The sequence below is a fragment of the Methylobacterium mesophilicum genome (assembly GCF_022179445.1).
In the GTDB taxonomy this organism is placed as follows: domain Bacteria; phylum Pseudomonadota; class Alphaproteobacteria; order Rhizobiales; family Beijerinckiaceae; genus Methylobacterium; species Methylobacterium mesophilicum.
On sequence record NZ_BPQU01000021.1, the window covers coordinates 24,531 to 43,470 of the forward strand.

At 71.2% G+C, this 18,940-nt stretch carries 14 protein-coding genes; 8 read left to right on the top strand and 6 right to left on the bottom strand.

From position 1 onward, the window contains the following. Positions 1–4 precede the first annotated feature (4 nt). Entirely contained in the window at positions 5–982 is a 978-nt protein-coding gene (denD, locus tag MFF40_RS19165) for a D-erythronate dehydrogenase (protein WP_238261824.1), read from the top strand. A 3-nt stretch (positions 983–985) separates the two neighbouring features. Here denD and MFF40_RS19170 read toward each other — a convergent pair whose 3' ends face one another. Both MFF40_RS19170 and MFF40_RS19175 read right to left on the bottom strand, forming a co-directional pair. Then, entirely contained in the window at positions 986–1,387 is a 402-nt protein-coding gene (locus MFF40_RS19170) for a type II toxin-antitoxin system VapC family toxin (RefSeq protein ID WP_238261826.1), read from the bottom strand. Beyond that, positions 1,387–1,623, bottom strand: coding sequence for a type II toxin-antitoxin system VapB family antitoxin (locus MFF40_RS19175; protein WP_147856465.1), 237 nt, complete (start codon positions 1,621–1,623; stop codon positions 1,387–1,389). The genes MFF40_RS19170 and MFF40_RS19175 overlap by 1 nt, the downstream gene beginning before the upstream one ends. 87 nt (positions 1,624–1,710) lie before the next feature. Here MFF40_RS19175 and recQ point away from each other — a divergent pair, with 87 nt between their 5' ends. The 7 genes from recQ to rlmN all read left to right on the top strand — a co-directional run bounded on the left by recQ (position 1,711) and on the right by rlmN (position 10,241). Next, positions 1,711–3,552 carry a DNA helicase RecQ gene (recQ, locus tag MFF40_RS19180; protein WP_147856464.1) on the top strand — a complete coding sequence of 614 codons (1,842 nt, stop codon included), beginning with the start codon at positions 1,711–1,713 and terminating at the stop codon, positions 3,550–3,552. A gap of 211 nt (positions 3,553–3,763) precedes the next feature. Further along, positions 3,764–4,918 carry a hydrolase gene (locus tag MFF40_RS19185; RefSeq protein WP_147897005.1) on the top strand — a complete coding sequence of 385 codons (1,155 nt, stop codon included), beginning with the start codon at positions 3,764–3,766 and terminating at the stop codon, positions 4,916–4,918. 138 nt (positions 4,919–5,056) lie between these two features. Continuing rightward, the gene (purL, locus tag MFF40_RS19190; RefSeq protein WP_147855271.1) at positions 5,057–7,282 is read left to right on the top strand and encodes a phosphoribosylformylglycinamidine synthase subunit PurL; all 2,226 of its coding nucleotides are present in this window, start codon (positions 5,057–5,059) and stop codon (positions 7,280–7,282) included. A 30-nt stretch (positions 7,283–7,312) separates the two neighbouring features. After that, positions 7,313–7,549 (top strand): BolA family protein, encoded by a 237-nt coding sequence (locus MFF40_RS19195; RefSeq protein ID WP_007568343.1) that lies wholly within the window; start codon positions 7,313–7,315, stop codon positions 7,547–7,549. A gap of 22 nt (positions 7,550–7,571) precedes the next feature. Next, a complete protein-coding gene (locus MFF40_RS19200; protein ID WP_238261828.1) occupies positions 7,572–8,453 on the top strand; it encodes a DUF29 family protein in 882 nt (293 codons plus the stop codon). Between the two features lie 8 nt (positions 8,454–8,461). Further along, positions 8,462–8,800, top strand: a complete 339-nt coding sequence (grxD, locus tag MFF40_RS19205; protein ID WP_147855269.1) for a Grx4 family monothiol glutaredoxin — start codon at positions 8,462–8,464, stop codon at positions 8,798–8,800. A 166-nt stretch (positions 8,801–8,966) separates the two neighbouring features. Then, on the top strand, positions 8,967–10,241 hold the full coding sequence (gene rlmN, locus MFF40_RS19210; RefSeq protein WP_238261854.1) for a dual-specificity RNA methyltransferase RlmN: 1,275 nt from the start codon (positions 8,967–8,969) through the stop codon (positions 10,239–10,241). Positions 10,242–10,371: 130 nt separating this feature from the next. On the opposite strand, the gene MFF40_RS19215 is transcribed toward rlmN, so the two are convergent. The 4 genes from MFF40_RS19215 to kdoO all read right to left on the bottom strand — a co-directional run bounded on the left by MFF40_RS19215 (position 10,372) and on the right by kdoO (position 18,853). Continuing rightward, a complete protein-coding gene (locus tag MFF40_RS19215; protein ID WP_147896996.1) occupies positions 10,372–11,496 on the bottom strand; it encodes a mechanosensitive ion channel family protein in 1,125 nt (374 codons plus the stop codon). Between the two features lie 200 nt (positions 11,497–11,696). Then, positions 11,697–16,982, bottom strand: coding sequence for an alpha-2-macroglobulin family protein (locus tag MFF40_RS19220; protein WP_238261830.1), 5,286 nt, complete (start codon positions 16,980–16,982; stop codon positions 11,697–11,699). 692 nt (positions 16,983–17,674) lie between these two features. Beyond that, complete coding sequence (locus tag MFF40_RS19225; RefSeq protein WP_007568328.1) at positions 17,675–17,974, bottom strand: antibiotic biosynthesis monooxygenase family protein; 300 nt, start codon at positions 17,972–17,974, stop codon at positions 17,675–17,677. A gap of 18 nt (positions 17,975–17,992) precedes the next feature. Continuing rightward, positions 17,993–18,853: a Kdo hydroxylase KdoO gene (kdoO, locus tag MFF40_RS19230; RefSeq protein ID WP_147855906.1), complete on the bottom strand. Its 861-nt coding sequence runs from the start codon at positions 18,851–18,853 to the stop codon at positions 17,993–17,995. Between the last annotated feature and the right edge of the window lie 87 nt (positions 18,854–18,940).

Genomic DNA, 18,940 nt, shown 5'->3' on the forward strand with positions numbered 1-18,940 from the left:
ACCCATGCACGCCTTGATTCTCGGCGCCGCCGGTATGATCGGCCGCCGCCTCGTCGATGCCCTGGTCGCGGACGGCACGGTCGGCGGCGCGCCGCTCACCGCCCTCACCCTGCTCGACGTGGTGCCGCCCACGGCACCCGCCGGCTTCTCCGGACCGGTGAAGGCCGAGGCCGCGGATCTCACCGCCCCCGGCGCCGCCGATTCCGCCATCGCCGATCGCCCGGGGGTGATCTTCCACCTCGCCGCGGTGGTCTCGGGCGAGGCCGAGGCGAACCTGGAACTGGGCTACCGGGTCAACCTCGACGGCACGCGGCTGCTGCTCGACGCGATCCGCCGGGCCAACGCCGCCGACGGCTACCGGCCGAAGCTGGTCTTCACCTCGTCGCTGGCGGTGTTCGGGCCGCCCTTCCCGAAGGTGATCCCGGATGATTACATCCTGCGTCCGGCCTCCTCGTACGGGGTCCAGAAGGCCATGGGCGAGTTGATGCTCGCCGACTACGCCCGGCGCGGATTCCTGGACGGGATCGGCCTGCGGCTGCCGACCATCTGCGTGCGCCCGGGCAAGCCCAACAAGGCGGCTTCGGGTTTCTTCTCCGGGATCATCCGCGAACCGCTGGCCGGCCAGGAGGCGGTGCTGCCGGTTCCCGAAACGGTGCGGCACTGGTTCGCCAGCCCCGCCGCCGCGGTCGGCTTCCTGGTCCACGCGGCCGGGCTCGACCTCGCGGCGATCGGCCCGCGTATCAGCCTGACCATGCCGGGCGTCTCCGCCACCGTGGCCGAGGAGATCGAGGCCCTCCGGCGCGTGGCCGGCGACAAGGCCGTGGCGCTGATCCGGCGCGCGCCGGACGCCGCCATCGCGCGGATCGTCGGCTCCTGGCCGGAGGCGTTCGAGCCGGAGGCGGCCCTCGCGCTCGGCTTCCGGGCGGACGCCTCCTTCGACGCGATCGTGGCGCAGCACGTGGCGGAGTTCCACGGCGGCTGAGATTTAGCCGCGGGCGGAGCGGATGTCCGTCCGCGGGAAATCGTCGCCGATATAGAGCAGGGGCACGCCGTGGACCTGCGCGCAGGCATAGGCGAAGCAGTCGCCGAGGTTCAGGCGGGCGGGGTGGCGGCCCTTACCAAAACGGGCATGGGCGGTGAGGGCGAGGGCGGATTCCGCCGCCGAAATCGGCACGATTCGCAGACCAGCGATGCGGATGAACGCGTCGACCTCCGTCTCGGCGTCTGCCACGGAGATCGCCTTCTTGCGCGCCACCGCGACCACCGTCTCGAAGACGGCGATGCCCGATGTGAGCGGCGTCATCGCGCCATCGAGGCAGTCCAGCAGGACGGAACGCTCCGGCTCGGCCGTCAGGATCGCCACGAGAGCCGAGGCGTCGACGAACATCACTCGTCGTTCAGGCTGTCGTAGAACGCCTTGTCGGCCTCCAGGCCCGTGCGCGGTACGGCATCCATCTTGTCGAGCAAGGGTTTCAGGCGCTCCGCGAGCGGCACCCGCGGCTCCTGCCGCGCCAGCTCGTTCGTGAGCGCGATCCGCACCGCCTCGGTCTTGCTCACGCCGGCCCGCGAGGCCAGTGTCTCGGCGAGCCGGTTCACCTCTTCGCTGCGGATGTTGAGCGGCATGACCGTCCCCGTGTAGAGATCCGAAAGGCTAGTGTGTCGCCACGGGTGCCGCAAGCCGCACAACACGTCCCGAAACCAAGGATCCCGATGACCCGCCTCGACGAGGCCCGCGCCGCGCTGAAGAAGACCTTCGGGTACGAGGATTTCCGGCCCGGTCAGGACGAGGTGATCGGCGCGGTGCTGGACGGCGACGACGTGTTCGCCGTGATGCCCACGGGCTCGGGCAAGTCGATGACCTACCAGCTGCCGGCGCTGATCGATGCCGGGTTGACCGTGGTGGTCTCGCCCCTGATCGCCCTGATGCACGACCAGGTGCAGCAGATGCGCAGCGTCGGCGTCGAGGCCGCCACCCTCAATTCGTCCGTGTCGGAGGTCGAATCGCGCGAGACCTGGCGCAGCCTGCGCTCCGGGGAGCTGCGCCTGCTGTTCGTATCCCCCGAACGCCTGCTGATGGAGGGCTGCATCGAGGCCCTGCGCGGCGTCGGGGTCCGGCGGCTCGCGGTGGACGAGGCCCATTGCGTCTCGCAATGGGGGCACGATTTCCGCCCGGAATATCGGGAGATCGCCCGGGCCCGGCAGGCGCTGGGCAACGTCCAGACCCTGGCGCTGACCGCCACCGCCGATGCCGCCACCCGGGCCGAGATCGCCGAGCGGCTGTTCCCGCAGGGGCGCGGCCCGAAAATCTTCGTTCACTCCTTCGACCGGCCGAACATTCGGCTGACGTTCCAGCCCAAGGACAACCCGGCCCGTCAGATTGAGCGCTTCCTCAAGCACCGAAGGGCGGAGAGCGGGATCATCTACTGCTCCTCGCGCAAGCGCGTCGAACAGCTCGCCGAGACCCTCAAGAAGGACGGGTTCGACGCCCTGCCCTATCATGCCGGCCTCGACCAGGGGACGCGGATGCGCAACCAGGACCGGTTCCTCCAGGAGGACGGCGTGGTGATGACCGCTACGATCGCCTTCGGCATGGGCATCAACAAGCCCGACGTGCGCTTCGTCTGCCACGCCGACATGCCCAACAACGTCGAGGGCTACTATCAGGAGATCGGCCGCGCCGGCCGCGACGGGTTGCCGGCCGACACGCTGACCCTCTACGGCCTCGACGACATGGCGTTGCGCCGCCGCCAGATCGACGAGAAGGAGATCTCCGACGAGCGCCGCCGGGTCGAGCGGCGCAAGCTCGAGGCGATGATCAGCCTGTGCGAGGGCGCCACCTGCCGGCGCCAGTCGCTGCTCGGCTATTTCGGCGAGGCGAGCGAGCCCTGCGGCCGCTGCGACCTCTGCCGCGGTGGCGTCACCCTGGTGGACGGGACCGTGGCGGCGCAGAAGATCCTGTCGGCGATCGTGCGCACCGGCCAGCGCTTCGGCGCGGCCTATATCTGCGACGTGGTCCACGGCAAGGAGAGCGAGCAGGTCCGCCGCAACGGCCACACAAGCCTCAAGACTTTCGGGGTCGGGGCGGACAAGCCTGTGGCCGCCTGGCGAGCGATCCTGCGCCAGCTCTTCGCCGCCGGGGCGATCGCCGAGAATGCCGACGGCTTTGGCGGCCTGTCCATGACCGAGAAGGGCGAGGCGATCCTGTTCGGGCGGGAGCCGGTCAAGCTGCGCCCCGATCCGGAACCGAAGTCCGAATCCCGCGAACGCCGCCGCACCGCGCCGCGCGAGGATGGCGAGATCGCCCTCTCCGAGACAGACGAGGCGCTGTTCCAGCACCTGCGGGGCCTGCGCGCCACCCTGGCGCGGGCCGAGGGTATCGCCGCCTTCATGGTCTTCCCGGACCGGACCCTGATCGAGATGGCCCGTCAGAAGCCCGTCGACCTGTGGGCGCTGCGCGCGGTCCACGGCGTCGGCGAGCGCAAGCGCGATGCCTATGGCGAGAAGTTCGTGGCGGCGATCGGCGAGTTCCTGGCCCAGCCGCCGGCGGCGTGAGCCTGCCGCCTCGGCGACCGGTCCGGCGCAAGCCCCACGCAGTTTCACTCTCGGCGCGCCCGGCCGCTTCCTGTAGGCAAGCGGCCAACTCGAATCGATCGGACCCATCATTTCGACGCTTACGCCCGACGCCGACGCACCGGCCCAGCACAGCTCCGGGAAGCCGGACGGCACCGCATCGCGGACGCTGACCTCCCGCATCGTGTTCTACATGCCGGGCTTCGATCCGCGCGATCCGGAGACCTACTGGGGCCTGTTCCGGCGCGAGGCGCGGTTCACCGCAGCCCGCCGGGGCGCCGCGATCACGGTCGGCGATCCGGTCCGCTCGGCGGACGGGATCGAGCTCGCCTGGGCGGCGGAATCGCGCGGCGTTTCCACCCGCTACGTCCTGCTGCGCTGGGAGGACATCGTCCGCGCCCGGTTCCCGCAATCCGACTGGACGCGGCTCCGGGGCGTGCCGGCGCTGCTCTGGCGCCTGTGGCGGTCGGGCTACATGGCCAACCTGCGCCGGGAGGGCTGGCGCTTCTCCACGGTGATCTTCTGCGTCCACTACATCTACATCGCGCTGGCGCTCCTCAGCGTCGCCGCGGCCGCCGGGCTCGCCGGGCTGGCACCGGCGGCGGCCCGGCCCTGGAGCCTGCTGGCGGTGCCGCCCCTCGCCTACGCGATCCTGGCCGGATTGATCCGGGCGACCCGCGGCAAGCCGCTCTACGTGCCCCACCTCGTGGACGACACCGCCTTCACGCATGCCTACGCGGCCGGCGAGGCACCCGAGATGGGGCCCCGCCTCGATGCCTTCGCGGCGCGCATCCACGCCGCCGAGGGCGACGCCGACGAGGTGGTGGTGGTCGGCCATTCCTCGTCGAGCTTCCTCGGCATCGAGGTGCTGGACCGGGTGCTCGCCCGCGATCCCGGATTCGGCGCGCGCGGCACGCCGGTCTCGTTCGTGAGCATCGGCAGCGTCATTCCCTGGCTCGGCCTAGACCCGGCCGCGCAGGGCTTCCGCGACAGCCTCCTGCGGTTCGGGCGGGCCGCGCAGATCCGCTGGCTCGACGTGCGCGCCACCTGGGACTGGCTGTCGATCCACAAGAACAACCCGATCGCCGCCTGCGGCCTGACCCCGCCCGATCCCGGCCGGCCCGCCGTCCTCTGGGTGGCGATCCACGAGCTGATCACCAGCGCCGATGTCGGCCGGCGGCAGTGGAACCTGTTCCAGATGCACTTCCAGCTGCTCATGGCGAGCCAGCGCGACAGCGGCTTCGACTATCTCGACGTAGTCACCGGGCCGGAGCCGGTGCACAGGCTCGTATCCCGCTGCCAGGAGGATGGGCCGCCCCCGGAGCGCGTCGGCGAAGCCGGGATCTGACCCCCGCCCCGCGCCCACGGATGTTGCCAGCGCGGGCGCTTCCGCTCTAGAGCCGGGTCAGCTTGAGATCTCAGCCCGGTTCGGGTTCGCCGCGGTACGCGTCCTTCGGGACGGGCCGCTCTCTGCCGAGACCTTCGCATGTTCCGCAACGACGTTCCGATCACCCCCGAGCTCGTGGCCCAGCACGGCCTCACGCCGGAGGAGTACGAGCGCTTCCGCGGCCTGATCGGGCGCGACCCGACGCTGACCGAGCTCGGCATCGTCTCGGCGATGTGGAACGAGCACTGCTCGTACAAGTCCTCGCGCAAGCACCTGCGTGGCTTGCCGACCTCGGGTCCGCACGTGATCCAGGGCCCGGGCGAGAATGCCGGCGTCATCGACATCGGCGACGGGCTGGCCTGCGTCTTCAAGATGGAGAGCCACAACCACCCGAGCTACATCGAGCCCTACCAGGGCGCGGCGACCGGCGTCGGCGGCATCCTGCGGGATGTGTTCACCATGGGCGCGCGGCCGATCGCGGCGCTCAATGCCCTGCGCTTCGGCTCCCCCGACCATCCGCGCACCCGCGCCCTCGTCTCCGGCGTGGTGGCGGGCGTGGGCGGCTACGGCAATTCCTTCGGGGTGCCGACGGTGGGCGGGCTGACCGGCTTCCACCGGCGCTACGACGGCAACATCCTGGTCAACGCCATGGCGGTGGGGCTCGCCCGCACCGACGCGATCTTCTACGCCGCCGCCACCGGGGTCGGGAACCCGATCGTCTATCTCGGCTCCAAGACCGGCCGCGACGGCATCCACGGCGCCACCATGGCGTCCGCGGAGTTCGACGAGGCCACGGAATCGAAGCGCCCGACCGTGCAGGTCGGCGACCCCTTCGCGGAGAAGCTGCTGCTGGAGGCCTGCCTGGAGCTGATGGCCTCGGGCGCGGTGATCGCCATCCAGGACATGGGCGCGGCGGGGCTGACCTGCTCGGCGGTGGAAATGGGCGCCAAGGGCGACCTCGGCGTCGAGCTCGACATCGAGAAGGTGCCGGCCCGCGAGGCCGGCATGACCCCCTACGAGATGATGCTGTCCGAGAGCCAGGAGCGCATGCTCATGGTGCTCAAGCCCGGCATGGAGGCCGAGGCGGAAGGCATCTTCGTCAAGTGGGGCCTCGACTTCGCGGTGATCGGCCGGACCACCGACACGCTGCGCTTCGTGGTCAAGTGGCACGGCGAGACCGTCGCCGACCTGCCGATCAAGGAGCTGGGCGACGAGGCGCCGCTCTACGACCGGCCGCATCTCGCCAACACCCATCAGCCGGTGATCGCCGCATCCACGGTGCCGGCGCCGGCCTCGCTCACCGAGGCGCTCAAGCGCCTCGTCGGCTCGCCCGACCTTGCCTCGAAGCGCTGGGTCTACGAGCAGTACGACCACTTCATCCTCGGCAACACCGTGCAGAAGCCCGGCGGCGACGCCGCGATCGTGCGGGTCGAGGACGGCCCGAAGGGCCTGGCGCTGACCTGCGACGTCACCCCGCGCTACTGCGAGGCCGACCCGGTCGAGGGCGGCCGGCAGGCGGTGGCCGAGGCCTGGCGCAACATCACCGCGGTGGGGGCCAAGCCGCTCGCCATCACCGACAACCTGAACTTCGGCAATCCCGAGAAGCCCGAGGTGATGGGCCAACTGGTCGGCTGCCTCCAGGGCATCGGCGAGGCCTGCCGGGCGCTCGACTTCCCCGTCGTGTCCGGCAACGTCTCCCTCTACAACGAGACCAACGGCGTCGGCATCCTGCCGACCCCCACCATCGGCGGCGTCGGCGTGCTCGACGACGTGGAGCGCCACGCCACCATCGCGCTCAAGCGCGAGGGCGACGTGCTGGTGCTGGTCGGTGCCGGCGAGGGCTGGCTCGGCCAGTCGTCCTATCTCGCGGTGATCGAGGGCCGGGAAGAGGGTGCGCCGCCCCCGGTCGACCTCGCGCTCGAGCGCCGCAACGGCGACTTCGTGCGCGGGCTGATCGTCTCCGGCACGGTCGACACCGTCCACGACCTGTCCGACGGCGGGCTCGCCGTGGCGCTCGCCGAGATGGCCATGGCCGGCGGCATCGGCGCGGCCCTGCCGGAGGTGCCGGTGGATCTGCCGGCCCACGCCTACCTGTTCGGCGAGGACCAGGCCCGCTACCTGCTGGCGGTCGATCCGGAGGCGGCCACCGACCTGCTCTACAGCGCCTCGGCCCAGGGCATCGACGCGGCCGTCGTCGGGGTGACCGGATCCGACCGTTTGACCCTGCCGGGCGGCGAGACCATATCCCTGTCCGAGCTGATCGCGGCCCATGAAGGCTGGCTGCCCACCTACATGGCGAGCCAGCCGGCCGCGCCGGCCGCCTGACCCCCTCAACGACGCCCCAGGAGTTTCCCGATGCCGATGGATGCGGGCGAGATCGAGCGCATGATCCGCGAGGCCCTGCCCGACGCGCAGGTCGAGATCCGCGACCTTGCCGGCGACGGCGACCATTACGCCGCCACCGTCCTGTCCGCGGCCTTTAAGGGCAAGACCCGGGTGGCCCAGCACCAGATGGTCTACGGCGCCCTGCAGGGCCGGATGGGCGGCGTGCTCCACGCCCTTGCGCTGACCACCGGCGTCCCTCAAGATTGACGGGAGACGTTTAGGCCTCGGGATGAGTCTAAAACCCTCCGTCTTCGTCGAACGCGTACAGCCGGCGGCCTGGGGCGAAGCCCTCGCTTGGGAACGTCAACTGCTTGGCGCCGTGCTGGGCGACCCATCCCTCCATGATGACCTTCGCGATCTCGTCGCGCCCGAAGATTTCTCGACAGGCATCCATGAGCGCCTGTTCGAGGCCGTACCGCGAATCACGGGTTCGGATGGGTCCATCGAGCGGGACGCGATCCCGGCCGCATTAGGGGCTTATGCCTGGGATGCGGAAGGCGGTGTCGAAGCCTGGCTCGACCGGTTGCTGGCTGAGCGTGCCGCTGCCCCCGATGTGCTGCGGTGCGCGCGCGACATTCACGCAAACGCTGAACGACGGCGCGATCGGCCCGAACTGATCGATGAGGACACCGTCGCGTGGTGCCATCAACAGGTCGCCTTGCTCACGCGGCTGGCCGAGCGGTCCGACCCCTTATCTCAACAGATTGATTGGCAAAACATCGTTGGGGAGCTTCTGTACGTGGGCCGCTCGCAGACCAGCGGCGTGGTCCGCAAGATGGAGCTGGTTTTCGAACATCTCGTCAAACTCCTGTCAGACCCGGACGCGCCCAGCCGCAATCGGTGGCGGATCGAAATCGACGCGTTTCTGCTTCGGATCGCGCATGAGGCGAAGCCCTCCATGCGTCGACTGATCGACTTGGACGCTGCCTGGCGTCGTGGCGTTGCGGATGCCGCTGCCGGCCTTGCCGAATATGCGGTCCGCGTCCCTCGCGACCTGCCGCAGAAATGCCCGTTTACCTACGAGGATTTGACCGGCGGCACGTTGCCGGTCACCGCCCTCCTTGAGAAGCTGGCCGCGACCGGCAATATGAACGCACGTCAACAGCCGTGAGATTCCCGATGACCGACGCCAACGCAACCATCCAGAACGAGATCGCCTCCCAGGACGTGGTGGTGTTCATGAAGGGCACCCCGCAGATGCCGCAATGCGGCTTCTCGGGCCAGGTGGTGCAGATCCTCAATTACCTCGAAGTGCCGTTCAAGGGCGTGAACGTGCTGGCCGACCAGGGCATCCGCGAGGGCATCAAGGCCTTCTCGAACTGGCCGACCATCCCGCAGATCTACGTGAAGGGCGAGTTCGTCGGCGGCTGCGACATCACCCGCGAGATGTTCCAGTCGGGCGAGTTGCAGACCTTCCTGGCCGAGAAGGGCATCCCGGTGAAGTCCGCCGCCGCCTGATTTCTTTGGGACCCGGCCGGATGGATCAGGGCGCCTGCGGGCGCCCTTTTTCGTGGCCGACTGCCATAGCGCCCGGTCGGGTCACCCGTGGGCGGGAAGCATTCGCGTTCGCCGGCACGATCGCCTATATCAGAACCGTTCCACAGCTATGGATAGACCGATCATCATGGCGACGCCGTCGCTCGACAGCGCCCGCGCGGCCGAACCCGCGATCGAGAAGGCGCCCGATTTCCAGCCCATGCCGCTCCCCGGCCGGCGCCCCTCGCTGGTCGGGCTGACCCGCGAGGCGCTCAAGGCGCAACTCGTGGCGATGGGCGTGCCCGAGCGCGAGAGCCGGATGCGGGCCGGCCAGCTCTGGCACTGGGTCAACTTCCGCGGGGCGAACGACTTCGCCGAGATGACCAATGTCGGCAAGGCCCTGAAGGCCGAGCTGGCGCAGCACTTCACCCTGGAGCGTCCCGAGGTCGCGAGCCGCCAGGTCTCCCGCGACGGCACCCGCAAGTGGCTGCTGCGCATGGCGCCGACCAACCCGCAGGAGCACAATCGCGGCGCCGAGATCGAGTGCGTGTACATCCCGGGTCCGGACCGGGGCACGCTCTGCGTCTCCTCGCAGGTCGGCTGCACCCTCACCTGCTCGTTCTGCCACACCGGCACGCAGCGCCTCGTGCGCAACCTCTCGGCCGCCGAGATCGTGCAGCAGTTGGTGACCGCCCGGGACGAGCTCGGCGATTGGCCCGGCCAGATGCCGAGCCGCGACGCCTCCGGGGCCGGCGACGTCGGACGCCTGGTGACCAACATCGTGTTCATGGGCATGGGCGAGCCCCTGTACAATCTCGACGCGGTGATCGACGCCGTGGGGGTGATGTCCGACCAGGAGGGGCTCGCCCTGTCCCGGCGGCGCATCACGGTCTCGACCTCTGGGGTCGTGCCGCAGATCCCCCGGCTCGGTGAGGCGGCCAACTCCATGCTGGCGATCTCGCTCCACGCGGTGCGCGACGATCTCCGCAACGAGCTGGTGCCGCTCAACCGCAAATACCCGATCGCGCAGCTGCTCGAAGCCTGCCGGACCTATCCGGGCGTGAGCAACGCCCGCCGCATCACCTTCGAGTACGTGATGCTGAAGGGCGTCAACGATTCCGACGCCGATGCGCGCGAACTGGTCCGCCTGCTCAAGGGCATCCCGGCCAAGATCAACCTGATCCCGTTCAATCCCTGGCCCGGCAGTCTTTACGAATGCTCGGATTGGGACCGGATCGAGCGCTTCTCCGAGATCGTGTTCAACGCCGGCTACGCCTCGCCGGTGCGCACCCCCCGGGGCCGGGACATCCTGGCCGCCTGCGGCCAGCTCAAGAGCGAGACCGAGAAGCTGCGCGCCCGGGCCCGGCTGATGCAAGAGGAAGGTATCGGCGCCGAGGGGTTCTACGCTGGGCTGGACGACTGACGCAGGTCCGGTTTCGAAAGGTCCGAGACCTTTCGTGGGTGCAGGGCAAAGCCCTGTTGCCGGCTCCGCCCGGTGTCGGGCTCTGCCCTGACAACCCGCCAAAGGGCCGTGCCCGTTGGAATCCTGGGTATCACGCCGCGATCCGCTGCCCGTCCGCCCGGCGCAAGGGGGGCTCCTCGGCGCCGACCCATTCCGTGCGGTGCCGCGGCAGGGCCTCGGGGTGCTCGGCCTGGAGCCAGGTGATCATCGCCTCGCGGATCACGCAGCGCAGGTCCCAGGCCTGGGGCGCATTGCGGGCGCTCACCAGCATCCGCACCTCGATGGTCGTTTCCCTGGCGTCCGAGACTTGGAGGTTGACGACCTTGCCGTCCCACAGGGGCGTGGCGGCGGCGATCTCGGACAGCTTCTCGCGCATCCGGGCCACCGGGGCGCGGTGGTCGACATGCAGGAACACGCTGCCGATCAGCGAGGCGCCGTCCCGGGTCCAGTTCTGGAACGGCTTCTGGATGAAGTAGGTGAGCGGCAGCACCAGGCGCCGCCAGTCCCACAGGCGCACCACCACGTAGGTGGAGGTGATCTCTTCGACCCAGCCCCATTCGTTCTCGACGATGATCGCGTCCTCGATCCGGATCGGCTGGGTGATGGCGATCTGGATGCCGGCCACGAGGTTCGACAGGACCGGCTGCATGGCAAGCCCCAGGATCAGGCCGGCGGCCCCCGCCGAGGCCAGCAGGCTCACCCCGTACTGGCGCACCGGCTCGAAGGTCATGAGCGCCACCGAGACGGTGATCAGGCCGACCAGGGTGACGGCGGCGCGCTCCAGGATGCGCATCTGGGTGAAGTGCTTGCGCGCCAGCAGGTTGTCCTCGGCGTCGAGCTTGAACCGGCGTAGGTAGATCACCGTGGCGATGTGGAGCGCGGTGGCGCAGCACCAGCCGGTGAGCGTCACGAAGGCGACGAGCAGGATCTGGTTGAGGGCGATCCGCACCTCCCAGGACAGGTGTACCGTCGTCGAGGCGAGGCTGATCGCCACGACGATCAGGCCCAGGCGGCTCGGTCCGCGGCTGCGCGAGACCAGGGAGCGCCAGAACAGGCTCTTGCTCGCCACCGCCCGCTTCATCGCCCGGTACGCGACCCCGTGCAGCGGCATCACCACGGCGCAGCAGGTGACGATCAGGATCAGGCTCTCGGCCCACCACGGCAGATAGGCCAGCACGGAGGCGGCGCGGCCGGTCAGGGCATTAAGGTCCGGCATCGGGCATGACCTCCACGGGTTCCGAACGGGACCTGGAGGAATGGGCGGCACCGGTCAGGGTTCCGCAGCGCACCATGCCGGCGCTGCAACGCAGCGGCATGGTCAGGACGCGGCCGGACGGTTGCGTTTCGGTGCCCGGCCGGGCAGCCGCGCGCGTTCGCCGGCGACCCGTCCCGATGGGCGAGCCGATCCCGTGCCCCTTACCGCGCCGCCCCGATCTCCACGCTGCCGGTCGCTGTGCGGCCGAAGCGCGCCGGCCGGTACATGTCCTCCACCGAGGCGCCCGGATGCACGTAGGTCCCGGGCGAGACCGCCCGGACCGTGTAGGCCACGGTGAAGAACGCCGACTGGCTCGGGTCGCGGTCGTAGGCGGCCACGAAACGGTCGTCGCGGAACTCGGTGTGGACCGGCTGCACCTCCGACTTCGCGAAGGCGAGGCCCTGGAGGGCGTCGGCGTCGAGCAGCTTCGGGTTGTCGATCTCCAGCCCCGCCGGCAAAGGATCGACCAGTAGGATCCGCCCGGCCTGGGCCTTGTCCTCGGTCACCTTGAGCACCACCACGAGCCGGTCGTTCTGGCGCAGGCCGTGGGCCGGATCGACCACGCTGCCGTCGAGCCGGTGGATGCTGCGCTCGATCCTGTAGCCCTGGGCGGCAGCGGGCTCGGGCACCAGCGGGCTGCCGTTCACCCCCAGCACCACCTGCACCGGCGCCCGGCCGGTGTTGACCAGCGCGACGCTGCGCCCGTCCAGGGCCGGCCCCCGGTAGATCCGGGCGAGCGGCCCGGCCTGCGCCGCGCCGTCGAGGCTGAACGACAGGGCGTCGGCCTCCTTGGACAGGCCCTCGGCCGCGAGCACCAGCCAGGCATTCTCCTGCGTGCTGGTCGTCCGCGTGTCCTGGGATTCCTCGCCGATCACCGCGGCCACCGGGGCCAGCGCGACCTGGGTCAGCCCGCTCTCGGCCGCCAGCGCGATCAGGCCGGCCCCGTCGCGCAGGCGGGAGCCGTAATCGGCCCGGTACACGCCCGTATCCCGCTGGGCTCGCAGCGTGGCGAGCGCCGCGTCCATCGCCTTGGCGGCACGACCCCGGTCGCCCAGGAGCGCCAGGGAGGCGGCGAGCTGTGCCCGGCCGAGCCCGGTCGCGAAGGCGTCGAGCTTGGTGTCCACAAGGTAGCGCAGGTCGCCCATCACCGGCCGGCCGTTGCGGGCCAGCACGTAGGCGGCGTAGGCGAGGTCGGCGCCGCCGTCCCGCACCTCCGTGGCGTTCGCGACGGTGTTGCGCAGGCGATCCAGCGCCTGGGTGAAGGCCCCCTGGGGCACCGCGAAGCCGCGCTCCCGGGCGCGGGTGAGGAAGTCGGTCACGTAGGCGTCGAGCCAGACGTCGCCCGACCCTTGCGCCGACCACAGGCCGAAATCCCCGCTTGCATCCTGGCGGGCGAGCAGCCGCTCGATCGACTCGCGCACCCGGTCGTCGACGTTCGCGTCGAGGGCCAGCTTGTCGAGCCCGGCCAGGCGGTTGACGTAGAGCAGCGGCATCGCCCGGCTGACGATCTGCTCGGAACAGCCGTAGGGATAGCGGTCGAGCGCCTGGAGCAGCGCCGGCACGTCGAGGCCCGGGAGCGCCGAGGCCGAGAGCGTGACGCTGCCGGTTCCGGGCAGCAGGTCGGCCAGCAGGTCGGCGCTCACCGTCAGGCCGGCCCCCGGCGCCAGGTTGCGCACCGACCGGCGCAGCAGCGCCCCGGTCCCCGGCAGCACGCCGAGCGCGAAGCTCTGGCCGAGAGGGCCGTCGAGGCCGGGCCCCGACAAAGCGAGGTCGAGCCGCGCCGTGCCCGGGCCCGCGGCGGTGATCGGGACCACGACCTGGCCCCTGCCCCCGGCCTCCAGCCGGATCGTCTGGCGCAGGGCCCCGGCGCCGATCAGGATCGGGCCGGACGGGGCGATGTCGACCGTGTAGTCGCCCGCCCGGCCCTCGACGTTGTCGAGCGCCATGAACAGGCGCGAGCGGTCGCCGGTATCGAGGAAGCGCGGCAGCGTGGCGGCGAGCACCACGGGGTCGCGGATGATCACGTCCGCCTGCGTCTGCCCGACCCGGTCGCCGCTCCAGGCGGTGACCATCACGCGGCCGGTGCCGTTGAACGCCGGCAGCGGGAAGGTGACGCTGGCGGCCCCGTCCGGCCCCACGGTCACGACGCCCGAGAACAGCGCGAGCGGCGCCTGGGTCGGCGGCGCGTCGGCGAGCTCGCCGCCCCCCGCGTCGCCCCCGGAGCGGATCGCCCCGGCCGAGCCCTGCATGCCGTCGATCAGGTAGCCGTAGAGGTCGCGGAACTCCGGACCCAGCGCCTTCTGGCCAAGGAAGTACTGGGTCGGGTTCGGCGCCTCGTAGCGGGTCAGGTTGAGGATGCCGACATCGACCAGCGCAACGGTGATCCGCGCCGGCTCGCCGGCCTTCAGACCGGTGAGCTGCACCGGGATCGTCAGGTCCTGGCGCGGGCGGGTGCGCTCCGGGGCCTTCACGGCGACGCCGAGGCTGCGCCGCTCGCGGTCCACCGAGAACCAGGCGAGCCCGAGCGCCCGCCCCGGCAGCCGCTTGGCCGCCTGGTCGAGGGGCCGGTAGGCGGTGGCCACCAGGTAGGCGCCCGCGCCCCACTCGGCCTTGACCGGCAGGCTCACCGTGGTGCCGCCCGACGGGACGCTGACCTCGACGGTCTCGTGCACCCGGTCGCCGACCACCATGAGGCTCGCCTGCCCCTTGAACGACGGGCTGAGCTTGGCCCGCAGGGTGTCGCCGGCCGCGTAGGCGGCCTTGTCGAGGGTGAGGTCGAGCAGGTCCGGCGCCTCCGCGGTCTCCGAGCCGCCCCAGCCGACGGTGAAGCCGAGGCTCGCGGTGGCGTCCGGGGCACCCGGGGCCGAGACCTCCAGCCGGTAGCGCCCGAGGCCGACCGGCGCCTCGATCCGGCCCGACCCGCCGGCCGCGAGGTCGAGGCCGCCCTCGGCGACGCGGCGGCTGGTCTTGACCGGCTCGAACGACCAGCGGCCGCCGGCGCGGTACCATTGGTAGCTCTGGTCGATCTGCGAGAGCGTCCAGGTCACGCCCGGCCGGGCCAGCAGCGTGCCGTCCGGGGCGGCGAAGACCACCGCGAAGGTCGCGCGTCCGCCCTCTTTCAGCTCGGAGAAGCCCTTCCGGATCGCCAGCACCGGGGCGGCCGGCAGGATCGGCAGGGTGAGGCTCCGCGACAGCGCCCGCCCGCCGGGCTCGCCGACCGCGAGGGTGATCTTCGCCTCCAGGGGCCGCGGCGCCGCGAGGTCCGGGATCGGCACCGGGACCGTGGCCAGGCCCCGCGCGTCCGTGGTCGCCCCGCCGGAGATCTCCTGGGTGACCGGCTCCACCGCCTCGTCGTCGAGGCCGACGGCGTAGCCCTCGAGGCCCTTGATGCCGGAGCCGGAGGCGGCCTGCTGCACGACGACGCTGCCCGAGACGTCGAGCCCGGCGCCCGGGGCGCCGTAGAGGTAACGCGCGGTCACGGCGACCTGCGCGGCCTCGCCCCGGCGCAGGCCAGCCTGCGCCGGCTTGAGAGTCACCTCCAGACGCTCGGGGACGTAATCCTCCAGCAGGAAGCTGGTCTCGCCCAGGGCCGGCGCCTTCGGGTCGCTGTAGGCGGCGATCCGCCAGGTGCCCCGCATGGCCCCCGACAGCAGCGGCAGCGGCAGCGCCCGGCCGCCGAGCCCCTGGTCCGGCACCGAGACCCGGCGATACTCGACCCCGTCCGGGCGCTTCACCACCACGGTCAGCGGCAGGTTCGGCACCGCGGCGCCCCTCGGGTCGCGGAGCAGGGCGGTGATCTGCACGGTCTCGCCCGAGCGGTAGACCCCCCGCTCGGTGAACAGGTAGGCGTCGAGGCCGCCGCTCTCGGGCCTACCCTTCACGCCCCGGTCGGTCAGGTCGAAGGCGCCGAGGTTGAGGTCGAGGAAGCCGTAATCGTCCCCAGCCTGGGCGACCACGAGGCTCGGCGCGGTGCCGCCCTCCCCGCGGGCGAGGCCCGGACCGAACACGGCCCGGCCCTGGGCATCGGTCCTGGCGGTGCCCAGCACTTCGTTGTTGCGGGCGACCAGCCGGATCTCGGCCCCCGGCAGGACCTGCGCGGAGGCGAGCGAGCGCAGGACCACGTTGACCCCGTCCCGCCCCTTGGTGGCGGTGAGGCCGAGATCCGAGACCACGAACCACTGGGTCGCCTGGGTCTCGTATCCGTCCTCGTCCCCGGCGACCGTGCCGGAGGGCCGGGCCACCATCACGTAGATCCCGGGTTCCAGCTTGCCCACCGCCTGCAGGACCGGGAAGGCGGTCACGGCCTCCTGGTTCAGCTCGGCCTTGGCGGTGTCGAGGGTGCCCTTCCAGACGCGCTGGCCCTTCTCGGCCGCAAGCGTCGCAGCATTCGTGCCGCTGAGCTGCCCCAGGAAATCTTCGGAGCGCAGGGTCGGCAGCAGGCTGCGGTCGCCGATGCGCAGGACCTCGACGTCGAGCTTGGCGGCGTTCACCGAGACCAGGGGCACGCCCGCCTGCCCGGTGCGGGGCAGGACGTAGTTACGCCCGGTGAACCGGACCTGCGGGGCGCGGTCGCGGACGTAGATCTCGTAATCCGCGGACTTGAGCAGGCTCTCGCCCACCGCGGACGGCAGCCCCTGGCGCAGGACCACCGCATACCGGCCGCCATGCTTCAGCCCGTCGACGCAGACCTGCGCGTTCTCGGCGGTCACGGCGGCGCTGCTGCTGCCCGAGACCGCCACGTAGGGGGCGTAGTCGGTCTTGGGGACCACGGGCTCCGAGAGGGTGAAGCACAGGCGTGGCGCGGCGGCATCCGAATCGACCTTGTAGTCGAGGATGCGGAAGCCGTGCTCGGCCCGCAAGGCCTCGTAGGTCCGGTGCATCGCGGGCAGATCGTCGAGGGCCAGGCTGGCCGCGTAGGCGTTCAGGGCCGGCCGCCAGTTGGATTGCCCGGCCTCCACGGCGCCGAGCTGCGCCAGGGAGGCCGCCGCGTCGGCGGGCGAGCCGGCGCGCTCGTAGGCCCGGTAGGCCGCCGCGGCGGCCCGGTCCCGCAGGCGGGCCCGGCCTTGGTAATCGTTCTCCTCCAGGGCTTCGGCCGCCGCCGCGGCGGCCCGGGACAACGCCTGCCAGCTCCGGATGTCGGCCGGGTCGGTCGCGACCGCGGCGGTGAGCGGGACCAGCGACTCGTCCGGCTTGCCGGCGGCCAGCAGCGCCTGTCCCGCGGCCCGGGACTGGCCGGCCGGCCTGAGCGGGCCTCCGGCCTCGGCCTTGAGCGCAGCCTCGAGCCGCACGGCGGCGCTGGCGAGATCGGTCCGGACGAAGGTCTTCTCGAAGGCTGCAGCCGGACGGGGCGCGGTGCGCGAGGCCGGCGCCGTCTGGGCGAGGGCCGGCCCGCAGGCGAGACCTGCCAGAAGCGCCAGAGCACCCGCCAGCCGGTTCCGCCACGCCATACGCCTGCCCTCGTCGGCCTCGGATCCCGGACGATTCGTCCCGGGATCGGCCCGCCGGGAGCCTAGCACCGATCGATCCCGCCGCAACGCTCTGGGTGCGTGTTGGGAGCCGCTCCGCGGTCCCTTTCCGAAGGGCTATGGCCGCGACAGGATCGAGGCGCGAGGGGCTTTTGCAGGCTGCGACGCACCCCCGCGCCCGTATGGGCTGGCGGCTGCACAGAGTGCCCTCCGGATGGTCCTCGGCCGCAAGAGAGGTCTCCACGAGGCAGGCACGCACTATCCCTTTGCGGGCTACAGGTTGCTCAGCTTGGACAATTCACTGCCTGAGGATCGATACCCCATACCGGATAACCCGCGCCGTCATACCGGGGGCGCCGCAGGCGAGCCCGGACCCGAAGGGGCCGCCGGGGGCGCCAACCCAGAAACGCTGTCCGTCCAGGAGCTTCACACAGCGATCGTTCTCGATCCCGGGCTCCGCTGCGCGGCCCGGGACGACCGCCCGTGGCGGCATCGATCCAGCCACCGCTCGAAGAAAGAGACGGAGCTTTCCGCTCGCTGAAACGATGACCATTCCAACTGCGACGTGTGAACGACCGAGCCCGCACGGGACAGGCAACCCGCGCGTGTCCCGGGTCACGGGTGGTCGATCGTCCCGCGCCCCAACCTTGAGCGCAGCGCACGATCCCAAACAATCAGAACGCCTTGAGCACCTGCTCGGTGTGCTCGACCGAGACCGGGCCCGCGAAGCAGTGCGAGACCAGGGCGCGGTAATCCTGCCAGGGCTGCGAGCCGGTGAAGTCCTTGGTGTGGGCCTCCAGCGTGTCCCAGTGGATCATAAGACGGTAGCGCTGCGGGTGCTCGATCGAGCGGCGGACCTCGAAGGCGCGGCAGCCCTTGGCGGCCTTGAAGATTGCCGAGGCCTCGGTGATGCCGGCCTCGAACGCCGCCTCCATCCCGGGCTTGATCTCGATCTGTGCGATTTCGAGGATCATGGTGTCGAATCCTTATCCTTACGCGTGGAGGGGGCGGCCGAGCTTGGCCGCCAGGATGCGCTGCGGGCTCAAGCCGGGATCGGCCTGGGCGGCGACCGGCAGGTAGGCGGTCTGCTCCAGCATGTAGCGGCCGCCCATCGCCCCGTGCATCACGAGGTCGGAGAAGGTCACCCAGGTCTCGCCGGGCCGGAACGCGACGTCGGCCTGGGGGGCGCTGGCCTGGTAAGCCTCGTCCTGCTTCAGGGCGTCGTGCAAGTGCAGCATCAGGTGGTCGTATTCGGAGCGCCGGGCCTTGGTGATCCGAAGGACCGCGAGCAGCCGCGCCGTGAGCGGCGCGTAGCGCGGCAGCCGGGGCAGGAACTTCTCCGCCATCGACCCGAAATCCTCGCCGACCCGCCAGCGGCGGGGCTCGCCGGACGGGTTGATGTTGCGGAACACCCGCAGGATCCGCTTCTCGCCGATCGGGTTCGACGGGAACGCGTCGACATGCAGCCGGGTGTCGTCGCGCCGCCAGCTCAGCTTGCGCCGGTCCACGTCGAACGGGCGGTAGGAGGTGCCGGCGAGCGCCACCCGGTCGGCGTAATCCGGCAGGTAGGTGCCGATCAGGTCCCGGGCGAAGGCGCGGTAGCGGATCAGGAGCTGGCGCAGGGCCTCCTGCTCCTCCGGGGTGCCGGCGGCGCCGCGCAACTCGGCGGCCTCGCCCCGGATGTTGACGTTCTTGGCCTTGCCGTCCGCGAAGGGGCGCTCGGTGAACCGGCGCTCGTACGCGCTGAACGGGAACGGCAGGTCCGGGAACAGCAGCACCGCCCCGGCTTCCAGCTCCCGGGCCAGGGAGTCGGCGGTCTCACCGGGGGCGACTGTGCGGATCGGGCTGATCATCGTGTGCGGGCTGGATCTGCCGGGCCGAAGGGGGGCATGACGGGGCGCAATCCTGTAGCCGAGCCGCCCGCGGGAGGCTAGGGCCCG

Coding starts and splice junctions, on each gene's coding strand:
- kdoO (WP_147855906.1), bottom strand. CDS start 18,853: ATGATCAGCCCGATCCGCACAGTCGCCCCCGGTGAGACCGCCGACTCC.
- MFF40_RS19185 (WP_147897005.1), top strand. CDS start 3,764: ATGCCGGGCTTCGATCCGCGCGATCCGGAGACCTACTGGGGCCTGTTC.
- MFF40_RS19170 (WP_238261826.1), bottom strand. CDS start 1,387: ATGTTCGTCGACGCCTCGGCTCTCGTGGCGATCCTGACGGCCGAGCCG.
- MFF40_RS19220 (WP_238261830.1), bottom strand. CDS start 16,982: ATGGCGTGGCGGAACCGGCTGGCGGGTGCTCTGGCGCTTCTGGCAGGT.
- MFF40_RS19215 (WP_147896996.1), bottom strand. CDS start 11,496: ATGCCGGACCTTAATGCCCTGACCGGCCGCGCCGCCTCCGTGCTGGCC.
- purL (WP_147855271.1), top strand. CDS start 5,057: ATGTTCCGCAACGACGTTCCGATCACCCCCGAGCTCGTGGCCCAGCAC.
- MFF40_RS19195 (WP_007568343.1), top strand. CDS start 7,313: ATGCCGATGGATGCGGGCGAGATCGAGCGCATGATCCGCGAGGCCCTG.
- MFF40_RS19200 (WP_238261828.1), top strand. CDS start 7,572: ATGAGTCTAAAACCCTCCGTCTTCGTCGAACGCGTACAGCCGGCGGCC.
- recQ (WP_147856464.1), top strand. CDS start 1,711: ATGACCCGCCTCGACGAGGCCCGCGCCGCGCTGAAGAAGACCTTCGGG.
- rlmN (WP_238261854.1), top strand. CDS start 8,967: ATGGCGACGCCGTCGCTCGACAGCGCCCGCGCGGCCGAACCCGCGATC.
- grxD (WP_147855269.1), top strand. CDS start 8,462: ATGACCGACGCCAACGCAACCATCCAGAACGAGATCGCCTCCCAGGAC.
- denD (WP_238261824.1), top strand. CDS start 5: ATGCACGCCTTGATTCTCGGCGCCGCCGGTATGATCGGCCGCCGCCTC.
- MFF40_RS19225 (WP_007568328.1), bottom strand. CDS start 17,974: ATGATCCTCGAAATCGCACAGATCGAGATCAAGCCCGGGATGGAGGCG.
- MFF40_RS19175 (WP_147856465.1), bottom strand. CDS start 1,623: ATGCCGCTCAACATCCGCAGCGAAGAGGTGAACCGGCTCGCCGAGACA.